Below are 15716 nucleotides of genomic sequence, written 5' to 3' on the forward strand. Positions count from 1 at the left end.
CGATGGCACCGCACCCCGACGCGAGCGGCAGCAGGCTGTCCTCCACCGCACCAGAGCAGCTCCGGGCCACCGCCGAACAGCCCTGGGCGGGCGGAGCCGGCACCCCCGGCGAGGGGGCGGAGGCTCCGGCAGGCACGGTGCTGACCCGCGCCGAGCGCGGTCGCAGCGTGGTGGAGCTGCACGGGGAGATCGACCTGGCCGTGGTGCTGGCCACCACGCCCCGGCTCTACGCGCTCACCGCGGCTCCCGCCCCGCAGCTCGTCGCCGACCTGCGGCCGGTCACCTTCATCGACTGCAGCGGACTGGCCCTCCTCGTGGACATCCGGGCCCGGGTGCTGGCGAGCGGCGGCTCCTTCACCCTGGTGTGCGCCGACCCGCGGGTCCTGCGGCTGCTGCGGATCACCGGCCTGGAGGACGTCCTGGTCCCCGTGCCGGCGCCGGAGGCGCTCCCGGAGCAACCGGACCGGAACGCCGCGAACGCCGCGCGCCCCGCCGACGGCAGGGCGGACGTGCCGGACCGGGCGGACGGCCGGGACGGCGCGGACGGTCCGGACGCGGCCGGAGGACGGAAGGGCTGACACCCCCGCTCACCCGACCGGAGCACCCGCGTGCCCGGCGGCGACGGCCGGCGCCCTCAAGGCGCCGCGGCACGCCGCCGCGACACCCGTGCCACGGGCCATCCACGCGCGGCGGGGCACCGCGCCGCCGACAGCCCCGCGCCGTCGCCGTTCGCACAGCCGAGGGGCGGCGCCACCGACGGTCGCGGCGCCGGCCCTCGGAGGCGGGCTACTGCTTGTCGCGGCCCTCGGACTCCGCGTCCTCCTGCTTGGCCCGGACCTCCGGGTCCAGCTCGCTCCCGTCGCTCCCGCTGCTCTCGGCGGGAGAGCCGTTCACGCTGGAGAGCGAGGTGCGGTCGTCGACCTCGGTCGCGGCCGGCGGCTCCACCAGCCAGTCCGGGTTCGCCTGCCGGTCCCACCAGCGCCAGGCGGCGTAGGCGCCGCCCGCCAGCAGCCCGATCAGACCGGCGCGCCGCACGAACCGGCCGGCGCGCGAGCGCCGGCGGCGGCGCCGGGTGAGCTTCTCGATCTCCTCGACCGTCACCTGACCGCGCAGCGCGGCCACCGCCGCGGCCCCGCGCGCCGCCGCTTCCTCGCGGGCCGGTCCGGCGGCGGCGCGGGCCTCCGTCATCGCCGTCTCCAGGCGCGGGCCTGCGTAGGCGGCCGCCCGGCGGGCCGCCTCCCGGGTGTGCTCGGCCGCGCGGCCCGCGGTCCTGTCCACCTCGGGAGGCAGGGCGTCGAGAGCCTGCGCGACCCGGGGGCCGACGTAGTGCTCGTATCCTTCACGGGCGGAGTGGCGAGCCTGCTCGGCGGCCTTGGAGACCTTCGGCCCGAGCCGCGCACTCGCCTCATGGGCATAGCGCGCCGCGGTGTCCTTGGCTTGGCCCGCGTGGGGCTTCACCACTTCCGCGGCATGGCGCACGTTCTCCTTGGCCGTGCCGGTCGCAGCGCGCACGCTTTCCTTGGCGGTCACGGTTCCTCCTCCTCGGTGGCTCATGACTCACGTGGCAGTCTCTCCGACAACGGAGGACAGGAAGTCGTTTTCCACCTGTTTCGAAGATCATGCCTGCCGGTGCTCCGCCCCGCTCTCCCGGTCGGGCATCCGGGTCAGCCATCGCCCCCGGCGTCCGTGGGAGGATCGGGGCGAGACAATGCAGGCAGATGGAAGGTAGACCGTGGCCGAGCAACTCCACGCCATCCTGAAGACCAACCACGGCGACATCCGCGTTCAGCTCTTCCCGAACCATGCGCCCAAGACGGTCAAGAACTTCGTCGAGCTCGCCGAGGGCTCCCGCGAATGGACGCATCCGCAGACGGGTGAGAAGACCACGGCGAAGCTGTACGACGGCACCGTCTTCCACCGTGTGATCAGCGGCTTCATGATCCAGGGCGGGGACCCGCTGGGCAACGGCACCGGCGGCCCCGGGTACGAGTTCGGCGACGAGATCCACCCCGACCTCGCCTTCACCAAGCCGTACCTGCTGGCCATGGCCAACGCGGGTCCGGGCACCAACGGCTCGCAGTTCTTCGTCACCGTCGGTGCCACGACCTGGCTGACGGGCAAGCACACCATCTTCGGCGAGGTCGCGGACCAGGCCGGCCGGGAGGTCGTGGACAAGATCAGCGGTACCGAGACCAACCCTCGCACCGACCGTCCGGTGCAGGACGTCGTGCTGGAGTCCGTCGTCATCGAGCGGCAGTAACCGCGGCAGGCGGCGGCAGCCGGCGGCCGGCACCCGTCGGCGGGCCGGCGGCCCGAGCGGCAGCGGGAACCACACGCCTCACCCGTCCGTATGTCAGGGCGGGTGGGGCGTGTGCGTACGGGACACTGGAGGGGTGAGCGTGGAGCAGGACGGACAACCCGGGGGCGGGGCCGCACAGCCGGCGCCGAAGTACTGCTACCGGCATCCGGACCAGGAGACGGGCATCTCGTGCACGCGCTGCGAGCGGCCCATCTGCCCGGAATGCATGGTGGCGGCCTCCGTCGGATTCCAGTGCCCCGAATGTGTGCGGTCGGGCTCCGGGACCGGACACCGGCCGGGTGCAGATCGGCCCAGGACGGTGGCGGGCGGGCGCGTCACGGGGGATCCGCGGCTGGTCACGAAGGTGCTGCTGGGCATCAACGTGGCCGTCTTCATCGCGGTGCTCGCGGGCGGCGACCGGCTGCTGGACGAACTGCTGCTGTTCGGGCGGGCGGTCACCGAGCCGTACGGTCCGGTGGAGGGCGTCGCGGAAGGGCAGTGGTACCGGCTGCTGACCTCGATGTTCCTGCACCAGGAGATCTGGCACATCGCGATGAACATGCTCGGCTTGTGGTTCCTGGGCCCGCCGCTGGAGTCGGCGCTGGGCCGGTTGCGCTTCGCGGGCCTGTATCTGCTCTCCGGGCTGGCCGGCGGCGCGCTCACCTTTCTGCTGGCCGTGCCGCAGCAGGCGTCGCTGGGCGCCTCCGGCGCGATCTTCGGCCTGTTCGGCGCGATGGCCGTGCTGATGCGGCGGATGCGCTACGACATGCGGCCGATCCTGATCCTGCTGGCCATCAACCTGGTCTTCACCTTCACCTGGAAGAACATCGCCTGGGAGGCGCACGTCGGCGGCCTGGTCGCGGGTGTGCTGCTGGCCTACGCGATGGTGCACGCCCCGCGCGCACGGCGGACCCTGGTGCAGGTCGGTGCCTTCGTACTGCTGCTGGCGGTGGTCGTGGTGCTGCTGGTGGTACGGACACTCCAGCTGACCTGACCTGACCTGACCTGACCTGACCTGACCTGAGCCGGGTCGGGTCAGGCCGGTCGGGCGCGCCGGGTCGGCCGCCGGGGGCCGCCCGCCGGCCCCGGTCTCCGGTGGACAACCGGGTTGCCGGGACCTTCGTACGGTGCTCGAAAGTGGGCTCGACCCTCGGTTGTCCACAGCGGGTGCGGAATCTTGTGCACGGCGTGGTCCACTCGAGGCCGTCTTCGCTCAGGTGTGCGCATCCCTTGCTATTGCAGGGTCGACCTGGGCTCTTCCCGGCGCCGGTGCAGTCACATCGGCGTCAACACCCAGAAAGTTATCCACAGATCTTGTGAGTTATCCAAGGCTGTGGATCAGCCTGTGGATAACTCTTATTTCCACTGGGTGGAGACGACGAAGCCGGTCGCGATGAAGCCGAAGCCGACCACGATGTTCCAGTTGCCCAGCGACTCGACCGGAAGCGAGTTGTTGGTGACGTAGAACACCACGATCCAGGCGAGGCCGATGCCGAACAGCGCCAGCATCAGCGGCGCGACCCAGCGGCGTCCGCCACCACGCAGGTCGATGTTGGTGGCCTTCTTCTCCGGCGGGGGCGTGAAGTCCGCTTTCTTCCGGGTACGTGACTTCGGCACGAGAGACTCTCCTGTCGATGCTCTGCTGACCGCCGTACGGCCCATGGGGACGGTGGTCCGTTAGCGTAGTGCTTTCCCAGGGTGGAGGGAGACAAGGGTACGGTGACCAGATCGTTGATCCGGCCTGCACGGCTGGCTGCCATAGGTGTCTTCGCCCTCGCGGGCCTCATCTTCTGGGTCAGCTTCAACACGGCGCAAGGGACGAACATCCGCAGCGACAGTTCGATGCTGCGGCTCTCCGACCTCATCCAGGAGCGCAGCAGGCAGAACGCGGAGCTGGACCGCCAGGCGGCCGGGCTCCGCCGCCAGGTCGACAAGCTCGCCCGGCGCGACGACGGCAGCACCCGCGACCAGGACCGCAGGCTCGACGACCTGGAGAAGCGCGCGGGACTCAAGAAGCTGTCCGGCCAGGGGCTGACCGTCACCCTGGACGACGCCCCCAGCAACGCCACCGCCAAGGTCCCCGGACTCCCCGACCCCGAGCCCAATGACCTGGTCATCCACCAGCAGGACCTGCAGGCGGTCGTCAACGCCCTGTGGCAGGGCGGCGCCAAGGGCATCAAGGTGATGGACCAGCGGCTCATCTCCACCAGTGCCGTGCGCTGCGTGGGCAACACCCTCATCCTCCAGGGCCGCGTCTATTCCCCGCCCTACAAGGTCAGCGCCGTCGGGGACCGGGAGCAGCTGCGCACCGCGCTCGACAAGGCTCCCGCGATCCGCAACTACCTCGAGTACGTGGACGCCTACGGTCTCGGCTGGAAGGTCGAGGAGCACAAGGCGATGACGCTTCCCGGCTACTCCGGCACAGTGGATCTCCAGCAGGCCGAGCCCGTGCGGTGAGCGTGCCCGCGCCGGGCCCTCCCGGGCCGAGCACGTCCCTGCCGAACAGGTCCGCGGCACGGATGTTCGCGGCCGACGGGAAGCGGGCCGGCAGCCACCGGTCGATCGCCTGGGCGCGGCCGGACGGCACCCGGTCGGCGAGCGTGGGGAAGACGGACGCGCTCACGCGCCGAGGCCGTACTCTGACGCCGTACTCTTGGGTGGGCCGAACGGCATGCGTGCCCGACGGGCGCGGGAGGAGAGAGGACGGCATCGCGGGATGTACGGCTGGATCTGGCGGCATCTGCCGGGCAACGTCTATGTACGCGCACTGATTTCGGCGGTACTGGTGACCGGGGCCGTCTTTCTGCTGTTCCAATACGTCTTCCCGTGGGCGGAGCCGCTGCTGCCCTTCAACGACGTGACCGTGGACGGTGCCGCCGGCCGGGCCGCCGGGATCGCGGGCACGGTCGCGGGAGGCACGCCGTGAGCGCCCGGATCCTGGTCGTGGACAACTACGACAGCTTCGTCTTCAACCTCGTCCAGTACCTCTACCAGCTCGGCGCCACCTGCGAGGTGGTCCGCAACGACGAGGTCGAGCCGGGACACGCCGAGGCGGGCTTCGACGGGGTGCTCCTCTCCCCCGGACCGGGCGCACCCGAGGAGGCCGGAGTCTGCATCGGCATGGTGCGGCACTGCGCGGCCCGCGGTATTCCCGTCTTCGGGGTCTGCCTGGGCATGCAGTCGATGGCGGTCGCCTACGGCGGCGTCGTCGGCCGGGCGCCCGAGCTGCTGCACGGCAAGACCTCCGTCGTCTCGCACGAGGGTGCGGGCGTGTTCGCCGGACTGCCCTCGCCCTTCACCGCGACGCGCTACCACTCGCTGGCCGTCCGCGGTGCGCTCCCGGACACGCTGGAGGTCACGGCCTGGACGGCGCCGGGCGGCGCGGACGCCGCCACCCCCGCTCAGGGGGCCGGCACCGGCGGGGCCGGCCTGGTGATGGGGCTGCGCCACCGCGAGCTGCCCGTCGAGGGGGTCCAGTTCCACCCCGAGTCGGTCCTCACCGAGGGCGGCCACCGGATGCTGGCCAACTGGCTGGTGCGCTGCGGTGACACCGGCGCCGTGGAGCGCTCCGCGGGGCTGGAGGTGCCGCGCGGCGCCGGTCTGGGGACGGTCACCGGGTGACCCCGGGCCATCGCGGTGGCGAGGAGGCGGACGGTCACCGGTACGGGTCCGGGCACGATCCCGAGTACGACCGCTATCGCGCGGCCGTCGACGCCCTCGCGGACCCGCTCAACGACCCGCTCCCGGGCGGACGTCCGCCGGAGCCGCCCCGTGCGCAGCCGGGGCCGGAGCGGCACCCGCACGCGCAGCCTGAGCCGCCGCCGTCCGGCTCCCCGGGACCGTCCGGGCCGCGGGCAGGCCACGAGCCGCCGCAGCCGCCGCCGGGGCCGCAGACGGCGGCTGGAGGCCCGTACGCGGCCGACGCGGGCCAGGAGGCCACCTGGTACTCGGCAGCACCGTACGAGCCGTACACGGGGGCCGCACAGCCGCAGTTCCCGCAGCAGTCGCAGTCTCCGCAGCCGCCCGTGGGGCAGATGCAGTCGGGGCGGCGGGCGCCGACGGCCGAGCCCGAGCCGCGGTTCGTCCGGGGGCCCGTCCCGCCTGCGGGCCCGGAGAACGGCCGGTACGGCGGCGGAGGGCAGCCGGACCGGGACGACCGCAGCACCGTGGGGCTGCGGCAGCCGCGCGCCGAGGAGTTCCCTCCCCGGTCGCGCACGGAGCGCCCGCCCGGGCCGACCCGGTTGGAGGCCCGCAGGGCCGCCCGGGCGCTGCGGCCGGGTCCCGGCATGATCGCCAGCCGGGCCATCGGCGAGGTGTTCATCACATGCGGTGTGCTGATGCTGCTGTTCGTCGCCTACCAGTTGTGGTGGACCAATGTCCGTGCCGACCAGCAGGCGAACGGCGCCACCGACAAGCTCCAGCAGCAGTGGGACGAGCGCGGTTCCGAGGACGGTGTCGACCCCGAACGCAAAGCCGGTGCCTTCAAGCCCGGTGAGGGCTTCGCGATCATCCATATCCCGAAGATCGACATCACCCGGCCCGTCGCCCAGGGCGTCTCCAAGGAGAAGGTGCTGGACAAGGGCATGGTCGGCCACTACGACAAGAAGCCCCTCAAGACCGCCATGCCCTGGGACGAGAAGGGCAACTTCGCCCTCGCGGGGCACCGCAACACCCACGGTGAACCGTTCCGCTACATCAACAAGTTGCAGGCGGGCGACGAGGTCGTGGTCGAGACCCGGTCGAAGTACTACACGTACAAGGTGACGCGGCAGCTTCCGTCCACCTCCCCGTCCGATACGGGGGTGATCGACCCGGTTCCGCCCAAGTCGGGTTTCTCGGAGCCCGGTCGTTACATCACGCTCACCACCTGCACACCGGAATTCACATCCAAGTACCGTCTGATCGTCTGGGGCAAAATGGTGGACGAACGTCCGCGCAGCAAGGGCAAGCCGGACGCGCTCGTCGACTGACACCCGACGGGCGGAGCCCGGGGTGGTGACCAGCGAGACGGCGGCGGAGGCGGCAGCAGGTGAGCAAGGGCAAGCGGGAGACCGCCGGTACGACGGAAACCCCGGACCCGGCCGACGAGACCGCCGCCGCGGAGGGTACGGAGCCCGCGCAGAGCGGTGACTCCGCGGAGTCCGCCGACCCCGCGGGGAGCGGGAAGTCCGCGGATGCCGACGTCCCCGCCGAGTCCGCCGAGTCCGACCAGTCCGGCGAGTCCGCCGAGGACTCCCCGGCGAATCCGCGGCGCGGGGCGATGGCGATGGCCGTGGCGGTGTTCGGCGAACTGCTCATCACCGCCGGGCTGGTGCTCGCGCTGTTCGTCGTCTACTCGCTGTGGTGGACGAACGTGCTCGCCGACCGGCAGGCCGCGAAGGAGAGCAACCGGGTGCGCGAGCACTGGGCGGCCGACCGCGGCCCCGGTAATCTCGACACCCGGGACGGCATCGGCTTCCTGCACGTGCCGTCGATGTCCTCGGACGACATCCTGGTCAAGAAGGGCACCGACCCGAAGGAGCTGAACCAGGGCATCGCGGGTTACTACACCGAGCCCGTCAAGTCCGGACTGCCGCAGGATCAGTCGGGCAACTTCGCGCTCGCCGCGCACCGCGACGGGCACGGGGCCAAGTTCCACAACATCGACAAGATGGACGAGGGCGACGCGGTCGTCTTCGAGACCAAGAACACCTGGTTCGTCTACAGGGTGTTCGCGACGCTGCCGCAGACCTCGAAGTACAACGTCGACGTGGTGGACCCGATCCCGAAGGAGTCGGGCAAGAAGCAGCGCGGCCGCTACATCACCCTCACCACCTGCACGCCCGTCTACACCTCCAAGTACCGCTACGTGGTCTGGGGCGAACTCGTGCGCACCGAGGACGTCGACGAGGACCGGACGCCCCCGGCCGAACTCCGCTGAGCCGCCCGCGCACCACCGGCGAACCCGCGCGCATCCGTCGTGCCCCGGACCCCGGACCCGGACCCCGGACCCGGACCCCGCGTACGCGAACGGCGGGCGCCGTCCGGAGCCGGTACTACCGGCTCGCGGTCGCCGCCCGCCGTCGAAGCGGGTCCGCCGAGCCCGGCCGGCTGTCAGCCGGCCCGGCCCCGGTGCGGACCGCGGGTCAGTCGGAACCCCAGTTCCCGCCGAAGAAGCCGTCGTCACCGCCTCCGCCGCCGTTGCCGTCGCCCGGGCCGCCGGGCCGCGTCATGATGTTGACCTTGTCGCCCTTCTTCCCCTGGGTGTTGGGCGGCGGGTTGGTGGTCATCACGACGGCATTGCCGTCCTGCGGGCCCCGGACGTTGCCGATCTGGAAGCCGGCGTCCTGGAGCGCCTTCTTGGCGTCCTTGAGCTTCTGGTTGGTGACGTCCGGGACGGTGGCGGGCTGGTCGGCGGGGGCCTTGGCGACGGTCAGCGTGATGGTGCTGCCCTCCGGCTGCTTGCCGGTGCCCGGGTCCTGCTTGAGCACGGTGCCGGCCGGCTTGTCCCCGTTCTCCTGCTCGGTCTTGGAGACCTTGAAGCCGAGCGCTTCGAGCTGGCTCTTGGCCTGGTCGAAGGGCTTGTCGACGACGTTGGGCACGGTCGGCCGGGACTCGGTGGCCACGGTCAGCGTGACCTCGGAGCCCTTCTTGGCCTTCTGGCCGACGCCGGGGTCCTGGCTGAGCACGGTCCCGGCCTGCTGGTCCTCGGACTCCTGCTGCTTCTTGACGACCTTGAAGCCCGCCTCGTTGAGCTTCTGCTTGGCGTCCGCGTAGACGTCGCCGGTGACGTCGGGCACGCTGCGGGGCGCCTCGTCCCGCGGTCCCTTGGACATGATCAGGCTGACGGTGCTGTCGGGCTCGACGCTCTCGCCGATGCCCGGGTCCGTCTTGCAGACGGTGTCCTTCTTCTCGTCGCAGTAGACGCTGTCACCCTTGGCCGCCTTCAGCCCGGAGTTGCCGAGTTGCTCCTCGGCCTCGGACGCGGACAGCCCGGTGACGTTGGGGACGTCGACATCGTTGCTGGGCGACTCGAGCAGCGCCTTGCCGACGAAGATCGCACCGACCAGCACCAGGATCACGGCGAGCGCCAGCAGGATCGTCGAGAGCGGGTTCTTGCCCTTGCGGCGGCTGCGCTGTTCGTCGTAGAAGCCGCCGTCGTCCGAGCGCATCGGCGGCAGCATGGAGGTCTGCGGCTCCTGGGCGCGCAGCGCCGCGGTGGGCTGGTCCTCGGGGTAGCCCACCGCGCCCATGGCCGCGGCGGCGACGGGCTGGCCGTCCAGGCACGCCTCGATGTCGGCGCGCATCTCGTCCGCGCTCTGGTACCGGTAGTCCGGGTCCTTGACGAGCGCCTTCATCACGATCGCGTCCATGGCGGGTGCGATCTCGGGGTCGAAGGCGCTGGGCGGCTGCGGCTCCTCGCGGACGTGCTGGTAGGCGACGGCGACCGGGGAGTCGCCGACGAACGGCGGCCGGACGGTCAGCAGCTCGTACAGCAGGCAGCCGGTGGAGTACAGGTCGGAGCGGGAGTCGACGGTCTCGCCCTTGGCCTGCTCGGGGGAGAGGTACTGCGCCGTGCCGATCACGGCGGCCGTCTGCGTCATGGTCATGCCGGAGTCGCCCATGGCGCGCGCGATGCCGAAGTCCATGACCTTCACCTGACCGGTGCGGGTCAGCATGACGTTCGCGGGCTTGATGTCGCGGTGGACGATGCCGTTGCGGTGGCTGTACTCCAGCGCCTGGAGGATGCCGACACACATCTCCATGGATCGCTCGGGCAGCAGCTTGCGCCCGGAGTGCAGCAGTTCACGCAGCGTGGAGCCGTCCACGTACTCCATGACGATGTACGGGATGGAGACCCCGTCGACGTAGTCCTCGCCCGTGTCGTAGACCGCGACGATCGCCGGGTGGTTGAGTGAGGCGGCCGACTGGGCCTCGCGGCGGAAGCGGGCCTGGAACGACGGATCTCGGGCGAGGTCCACGCGGAGCGTCTTGACCGCGACCGTGCGGCCCAGCCGGGTGTCCTGGGCGACGTAGACCTCGGCCATGCCTCCGCGGCCGAGCACCGAGCCCAGCTCGTACCGGCCGCCTAGGCGACGCGGCTCTTCCATAGTCTCCAGCCCTCTCCGGTCTTCCGTGCCGCCGGGCGTGGAGCTCCCCCAGCCTCCGGCTGGGAAGTACCCCCACGCTTGCGGCACGGCGGTGTGCTGCTCGGCATACGGTACCCGCCACAGGGTGCGTGCCCGGTGCGGCCGTGGTGACCGGCCTCACCCGATGCGGGCGGCGTCTGTCAGTGCTTGCCGTCGAGGACGGCCTCCATCACGCCCTTGGCGATCGGGGCCGCCAGCTTGCCGCCCGCGATGTCGCTGCGGAGTGTGTCGGAACTCTCCACCACGACGGCGACCGCGACGGGAGATCCGTCACCGGTCTTCGCGTACGAGATGAACCACGCGTACGGGTTGTCCTTGTTGTTCTCACCGTGCTGCGCGGTACCGGTCTTGCCGCCCACCGTGACGCCGGGGATCTTGCCCGAGGTTCCGGTGCCCTTCTCCACGACGGTCTCCATGGCCGACTGGAGCTTCTGCGCGTTCTCCGGCGAGACCGGCCGGCTCAGCTCCTCCGGCTTGGTCTGCTCGACCACGTTGAGATTCGGCGCGACGAGCTGATCGACCATGTAGGGCTTCATCAGCTTGCCGTCGTTGGCGACGGCCGAGGCGACCATGGCCATCTGCAGCGGGGTGGCGCGGTTGGACGCCTGGCCGATGCCCGCCATCGCGTTCTGCGGACGGTTGTCCTCGGGGTAGATGCTCTTCGCGGGCCGTACCGGGGTGTCCAGGTCGGGGTCCAGCGTGCCGCCCTTGACGTCCTTCTCGAAGCCGAACTTCTCGGCTTCCTCGATCATCTTGTCGTTGCCCAGCTCGTCGCTCATCTTCGCGAAGACGGTGTTGCACGACCACTGGAGCGCGACCCGGATCGAGGCGTTCTTGCACGCCGGGTTGTTGCCCTCGTTGCCCAGGTCGGTGGACGAGTTCGGCAGCCGGTACGGGTCCTCGGAGTCCGTCTTGGAGTCGATGTCGTAGTCACCGCTCTCCAGCCCCGCCGCCGCGGTGACGACCTTGAAGGTGGAGCCGGGCGGGTACGTCTGGCGCAGCGCCCGGTTGAGCATCGGCTGGTCCTCGTCGTCGTCCAGCTTCTTGAACTTCTCCCCGTCCTCGCCGCTGATGCCCGCGAAGGTGGACGGGTCGTAGGAGGGCTTGTTGGCCAGCGCGAGGATGGCGCCGGTCTTCGGGTTGATGGCCGCGACGGCGCCCTTCTTGTCGCCGAGCCCGTCGTAGGCCGCCTTCTGCGCCTTGGCGTTGAGCGTCGTGACGACGTTGCCGCCCTTCTGCGGCTTCCCGGTGATCATGTCGATGGTGCGGTTGAAGAACAGCCGGTCGTCGTCGCCCGTCAGGAACGAGTCGTAGAGCTTCTCCAGCTGGTTGGCACCGATCCGCTGGGAGGCGTACCCCGTGACCGGCGACCACAGCTTGCCGTTCTTGTAGGTGCGCTTGTACTTGAAGTCGGTGCCGTTGACGACCGTCGAGCCGGTGACCGCCTTGCCGTCCACGATGATGTTGCCGCGGGGCTGGGCGTAGCGCGCGATGTCCACGCGCCGGTTCTTCGGGTCGGTCTTGAGCTCGTCCGCCTGCACGAACTGCAGCCAGTTGGTCCGTACGAGCAGGGCCAGGACCAGCAGACCGCAGAAGATCGCGATGCGGCGCAGGGGCTTGTTCACGGTCGGACCACCTGGGTCATCTCGGCGTCGGGTGACGGTGCGGGTGCGGGCGCCGGGCGGCGGGCGGTGTCGCTGATCCTGATCAGGATGCCGATCAGTGCCCAGTTGGCGAGCACCGAGGAGCCGCCGGAGGCCAGGAACGGCATCGTCATACCGGTCAGCGGGATCAGGCCCATCACGCCGCCCGCGACGACGAAGACCTGGAGCCCGAAGGCGCCGGAGAGGCCGACGGCGAGCAGCTTGCCGAACGGGTCGCGGGCGGCGAGCGAGATGCGCACACCGCGCTCGACGATCAGCCCGTAGATGATCAGGACGGCCATCATGCCGGTCAGCCCGAGTTCCTCGCCGACCGTGGCGAGGATGAAGTCGGAGTTGGCGGCGAAGCCGATCAGGTCGGAGTTGCCCTGGCCCCAGCCGGTGCCGAGCACCCCGCCGGAACCGAAGGCCCACAGCGACTGGGCGATCTGGTCGCTGCCGGTGCTCTCGATGGTCTCCTTGGCGAAGGGGTGCAGCCACGCCTGGACGCGGTCCTGCACGTGCGGTTCGAACGTGGCCACGACCGTGGCGCCGCCGGCCGACAGCAGCAGACCGAAGACGATCCAGCTGGTGCGCTCGGTGGCGACGTACAGCATGATCACGAAGAGGCCGAAGAAGAGCAGCGAGGTGCCCAGGTCGGTCTCGAAGACCAGGATCATCAGGCTCAGTGCCCAGATGACGAGGATCGGGCCGAGGTCCCGGCCGCGCGGCAGGTACAGCCCCATGAAGCGGCGGGACGCCAGGGCCAGCGCGTCCCGCTTGACCATCAGGTAGCCCGCGAAGAACACCGCGATGATGATCTTCACGAATTCACCCGGCTGCAGGTTGATGAAGCCCAGCTTCACCCAGATCCGGGCCCCGTTGACCGGCGGGAAGAACACCGGAAGGACCAGCAGCACCAGGCCGACGGCCATCGAGATGTAGGTGTAGCGCTGCAGGACGCGGTGGTCCTTCAGCAGCAGCAGGATCGCCACGAACAGGGCCAGCCCGATCGCGGAGTACAGCAGCTGCTTGGGCGCGTCCGGGCTGAAGCTGCCGAAGAGGCTCTCGGCGCGCTGGCGCAGCCGCTCGGACTGGTCCAGCCGCCAGATCAGCACCAGCCCGAGCCCGTTGAGCAGGGTGGCCAGCGGCAGCAGCAGCGGGTCCGCGTACGGCGCGTACCGGCGCACCACCAGGTGGCCGACCCCCGCCAGCAGCACCATCCCGAAGCCGTAGCCGAGCATGCCGGAGGGCAGCTCGTCGTTGATCGCCAGTCCCACGTTGGCGTACGCGAAGACGGGGACGAGCACCGCGAAGACGAGCATCGCCAGCTCGGTGTTGCGGCGGCTGGGCAGTCCGCCCGAGGACACGGTGGTGTTGCTGCCCGTGTTGGTGAGGTTGCTCATGCCTGTGCCGCCCCCTACGGCCCGGTGCACTGCTTGGCCAGCTCCTGCTGCTTCTCCGAAAGCTCGGGGCTCGGCGAGGGAGTGCTGGAGGCGGCGTCAGTGGTGTCGTTGGTGGAGCCGGAGGTGAAGGCGGTGTGCGCGACGGTGCCCACACCGTTGCCGGCCTCGCCGACACCCGCGGTACCCGTGCCGGTGCCGCCGGTGGTCGCGTCACCGGGTGCGTTCTGCTCGTCCTTGCGCTTCTTCTCGGAGTCGTCCGCCCCGCCGGAGTCCTTGTCCTTGTCGCCCTTGTCGCCCTTGTCCTTGTCCCCGGAGTCGGGGTTCTTCTTCCGCTCGGCGACGATCTTGCAGACCTCGGACTGCGCGCTCAGCTCGTCCAGCTTGGCGCGGGCCTCGTCGCGGCTGTTCATCGCGATCGACTCGCGGAGTTCCTTGCGCTGGAAACCGGCGAGGTACTTGAGTTCGATCTCGGGGTGGTCCTGGTCGACCTTGTGCAGCTTGACGCCGGCCAGCTCCTGGTTGATGCCCCGGAAGAGAGCGACATGGTCCTCGTTGGCGCCGACGTAGTACTGCGTCTGCGTCCACCGGTAGCCGCCGTACAGGCCGCCGCCCGCCACGGCCAGCGCCAGCGCGATCCACAGCGAGCGCTTGAGCCAGCGGCCCTTGCGCTTGGCGGGCTTGGCGAAGTCCTCGTCGGTGTAGGGACCGAACGCGCCGGCCGGCGGGGCCGGGTCGGCGTTCGGCGGGCCGAAGCCCTCGGGGGCCGCGGAGCCGCTCTGCTGGGGCACTCCTCCGCCGCGTCCGAGCTCGGCCGCACGGGCCGCCGGGGTGCTGGGCGCCGTGCCGTCGCCGCCCGGTGCCTGCTGGCTCTCGGCGACGGCGCCCACGATGACGGGGGTGTCGTTGAGCCGGCCGTGCACGGTGTCCTCGGGGTGGAGGGCGTCCACGTCCAGCACGTCGGCGACGATGCAGGTGATGTTGTCGGGCCCGCCGCCGCGCAGCGCGAGCTGGATCAGCTCCTGCACGGTGTCCTGCGGGCCGTGGTAGCCGGCCAGCGTCTCCTCGATCGTCTGGTGCGAGACCACCGCCGAGAGCCCGTCCGAGCACAGCAGGTAGCGGTCCCCGGCCCGCACCTCGCGGATCGAGAGGTCCGGCTCCACATGGTCGCCGCTGCCCAGGGCCCGCATCAGGAGCGAGCGCTGCGGGTGCGTGGTGGCCTCTTCCTCGGTGATCCGGCCCTCGTCCACCAGCCGCTGCACCCAGGTGTGGTCCTGGGTGATCTGGGTGAGCTGGCCGTCCCGCAGCAGGTAGGCGCGGGAGTCGCCGACGTGCACCAGGCCGAGCCGCTGCCCCGTCCACAGCAGCGCGGTCAGGGTGGTGCCCATGCCCTCGAGCTGCGGGTCCTCCTCGACCATCACGCGCAACTGGTCGTTGGCGCGCTGCACGGTCGTCCCGAGGGAGGTGAGGATGTCCGAGCCGGGGATGTCCTCGTCGAGCTGGACCATGGCGGAGATCACCTCGGAGGAGGCGACCTCCCCGGCGGCCTGGCCGCCCATGCCGTCGGCGACCGCGAGCAGTCGCGGACCGGCGTAGCCCGAGTCCTCGTTGTGCTCGCGGATCATGCCGTCGTGTGATCCGGCGGCGAAGTGCAGTGACAGGCTCATGCGCACCTCGCCCGTCGGCTCCGGGTACATCCGCACGGTGCCCACCCTCCGGTCGTCATGTCGGTACTACTTCCGCAGCTCGATGACCGTCTTGCCGATACGGATCGGCGCTTCGAGCGGGATCGGCGTCGGTGTGGTGAGCCGGGTCCGGTCGAGATACGTGCCGTTGGTCGACCCGAGGTCCTCGACGATCCACTTGCCGTCACGGTCCGGGTAGATCCTGGCATGCCGGCTGGACGCGTAGTCGTCGTCCAGCACGATCGTGGAGTCGTGCGCGCGGCCCAGGGTGATGGTCTGCCCCTGGAGGGCCACGGTGGTGCCGGTGAGCGACCCCTCGGTGACGACCAGTTTGCTGGGGGCGTTCCGGCCGCGCCCGCGCCTGCCGCCGCCGCCCTGCGGGGCCTGCTGCGGCTGGGGACGCTGCGCGGGGCGCTGGGCTTCGGCGCGCCGGGCGGTGCGCTGCGTCACCCTGGTGCCGAACAGGTCACTCCTGATGACCTGGATGGACACGATGACGAACAGCCACAGTACGGCGAGAAACCCCAACCGCATGACCGTGAGGGTCAGCTCTGACATTG

15 protein-coding genes are annotated in these 15716 nt (G+C 70.7%); 8 read left to right on the top strand and 7 right to left on the bottom strand.

The window, feature by feature from the left end; all coding sequences use genetic code 11:
• The first annotated feature begins 2 nt into the window (after positions 1-2).
• Positions 3-578 carry an STAS domain-containing protein gene (locus P2424_RS15570; protein ID WP_276476329.1) on the top strand — a complete coding sequence of 192 codons (576 nt, stop codon included), beginning with the start codon at positions 3-5 and terminating at the stop codon, positions 576-578.
• Between the two features lie 208 nt (positions 579-786).
• Here P2424_RS15570 and P2424_RS15575 read toward each other — a convergent pair whose 3' ends face one another.
• Positions 787-1530 carry a DUF5324 family protein gene (locus P2424_RS15575; protein ID WP_276476330.1) on the bottom strand — a complete coding sequence of 248 codons (744 nt, stop codon included), beginning with the start codon at positions 1528-1530 and terminating at the stop codon, positions 787-789.
• A gap of 202 nt (positions 1531-1732) precedes the next feature.
• Between P2424_RS15575 and P2424_RS15580 the strand changes: the two genes are divergently transcribed.
• Both P2424_RS15580 and P2424_RS15585 read left to right on the top strand, forming a co-directional pair.
• Complete coding sequence (locus P2424_RS15580) at positions 1733-2260, top strand: peptidylprolyl isomerase (protein ID WP_276476331.1); 528 nt, start codon at positions 1733-1735, stop codon at positions 2258-2260.
• Between the two features lie 133 nt (positions 2261-2393).
• A complete protein-coding gene (locus tag P2424_RS15585; protein ID WP_276476332.1) occupies positions 2394-3293 on the top strand; it encodes a rhomboid family intramembrane serine protease in 900 nt (299 codons plus the stop codon).
• A 362-nt stretch (positions 3294-3655) separates the two neighbouring features.
• On the opposite strand, the gene crgA is transcribed toward P2424_RS15585, so the two are convergent.
• Positions 3656-3916, bottom strand: a complete 261-nt coding sequence (gene crgA / locus P2424_RS15590; protein ID WP_276476333.1) for a cell division protein CrgA — start codon at positions 3914-3916, stop codon at positions 3656-3658.
• 102 nt (positions 3917-4018) lie between these two features.
• On the opposite strand from crgA, the gene P2424_RS15595 reads away from it, so the two are divergent.
• The 5 genes from P2424_RS15595 to P2424_RS15615 all read left to right on the top strand — a co-directional run bounded on the left by P2424_RS15595 (position 4019) and on the right by P2424_RS15615 (position 8219).
• The gene (locus P2424_RS15595) at positions 4019-4756 is read left to right on the top strand and encodes a DUF881 domain-containing protein (RefSeq protein WP_276476334.1); all 738 of its coding nucleotides are present in this window, start codon (positions 4019-4021) and stop codon (positions 4754-4756) included.
• A gap of 259 nt (positions 4757-5015) precedes the next feature.
• Positions 5016-5225, top strand: a complete 210-nt coding sequence (locus tag P2424_RS15600) for a hypothetical protein (RefSeq protein ID WP_276476335.1) — start codon at positions 5016-5018, stop codon at positions 5223-5225.
• Positions 5222-5920, top strand: a complete 699-nt coding sequence (locus tag P2424_RS15605) for an aminodeoxychorismate/anthranilate synthase component II (RefSeq protein WP_276476336.1) — start codon at positions 5222-5224, stop codon at positions 5918-5920. The genes P2424_RS15600 and P2424_RS15605 overlap by 4 nt, the downstream gene beginning before the upstream one ends.
• On the top strand, positions 5917-7269 hold the full coding sequence (locus P2424_RS15610) for a class E sortase (protein ID WP_276476337.1): 1353 nt from the start codon (positions 5917-5919) through the stop codon (positions 7267-7269). Before P2424_RS15605 ends, P2424_RS15610 begins: the two co-directional genes overlap by 4 nt.
• Positions 7270-7328: 59 nt before the next feature.
• Positions 7329-8219, top strand: coding sequence for a class E sortase (locus P2424_RS15615; RefSeq protein WP_276476338.1), 891 nt, complete (start codon positions 7329-7331; stop codon positions 8217-8219).
• A 205-nt stretch (positions 8220-8424) separates the two neighbouring features.
• Here P2424_RS15615 and pknB read toward each other — a convergent pair whose 3' ends face one another.
• From pknB to P2424_RS15640, 5 genes are all read right to left on the bottom strand, one after another.
• Positions 8425-10389, bottom strand: a complete 1965-nt coding sequence (gene pknB / locus P2424_RS15620; RefSeq protein WP_276476339.1) for a Stk1 family PASTA domain-containing Ser/Thr kinase — start codon at positions 10387-10389, stop codon at positions 8425-8427.
• 179 nt (positions 10390-10568) lie between these two features.
• Positions 10569-12053 carry a penicillin-binding protein 2 gene (locus P2424_RS15625; RefSeq protein WP_276476340.1) on the bottom strand — a complete coding sequence of 495 codons (1485 nt, stop codon included), beginning with the start codon at positions 12051-12053 and terminating at the stop codon, positions 10569-10571.
• Positions 12050-13474 carry an FtsW/RodA/SpoVE family cell cycle protein gene (locus tag P2424_RS15630; protein ID WP_276476341.1) on the bottom strand — a complete coding sequence of 475 codons (1425 nt, stop codon included), beginning with the start codon at positions 13472-13474 and terminating at the stop codon, positions 12050-12052. The genes P2424_RS15625 and P2424_RS15630 overlap by 4 nt, the downstream gene beginning before the upstream one ends.
• Positions 13475-13488: 14 nt before the next feature.
• Positions 13489-15183, bottom strand: coding sequence for a Stp1/IreP family PP2C-type Ser/Thr phosphatase (locus P2424_RS15635; RefSeq protein WP_276476342.1), 1695 nt, complete (start codon positions 15181-15183; stop codon positions 13489-13491).
• A gap of 21 nt (positions 15184-15204) precedes the next feature.
• Positions 15205-15714: an FHA domain-containing protein gene (locus P2424_RS15640; protein WP_019356785.1), complete on the bottom strand. Its 510-nt coding sequence runs from the start codon at positions 15712-15714 to the stop codon at positions 15205-15207.
• Positions 15715-15716: the final 2 nt, after the last annotated feature.

The organism is Streptomyces sp. WMMB303 (genome assembly GCF_029351045.1).
Classification (GTDB): Bacteria; Actinomycetota; Actinomycetes; order Streptomycetales; family Streptomycetaceae; genus Streptomyces.

Coding starts and splice junctions, on each gene's coding strand:
- P2424_RS15570 (WP_276476329.1), top strand. CDS start 3: ATGGCACCGCACCCCGACGCGAGCGGCAGCAGGCTGTCCTCCACCGCA.
- P2424_RS15600 (WP_276476335.1), top strand. CDS start 5,016: ATGTACGGCTGGATCTGGCGGCATCTGCCGGGCAACGTCTATGTACGC.
- pknB (WP_276476339.1), bottom strand. CDS start 10,389: ATGGAAGAGCCGCGTCGCCTAGGCGGCCGGTACGAGCTGGGCTCGGTG.
- P2424_RS15630 (WP_276476341.1), bottom strand. CDS start 13,474: ATGAGCAACCTCACCAACACGGGCAGCAACACCACCGTGTCCTCGGGC.
- P2424_RS15640 (WP_019356785.1), bottom strand. CDS start 15,714: ATGTCAGAGCTGACCCTCACGGTCATGCGGTTGGGGTTTCTCGCCGTA.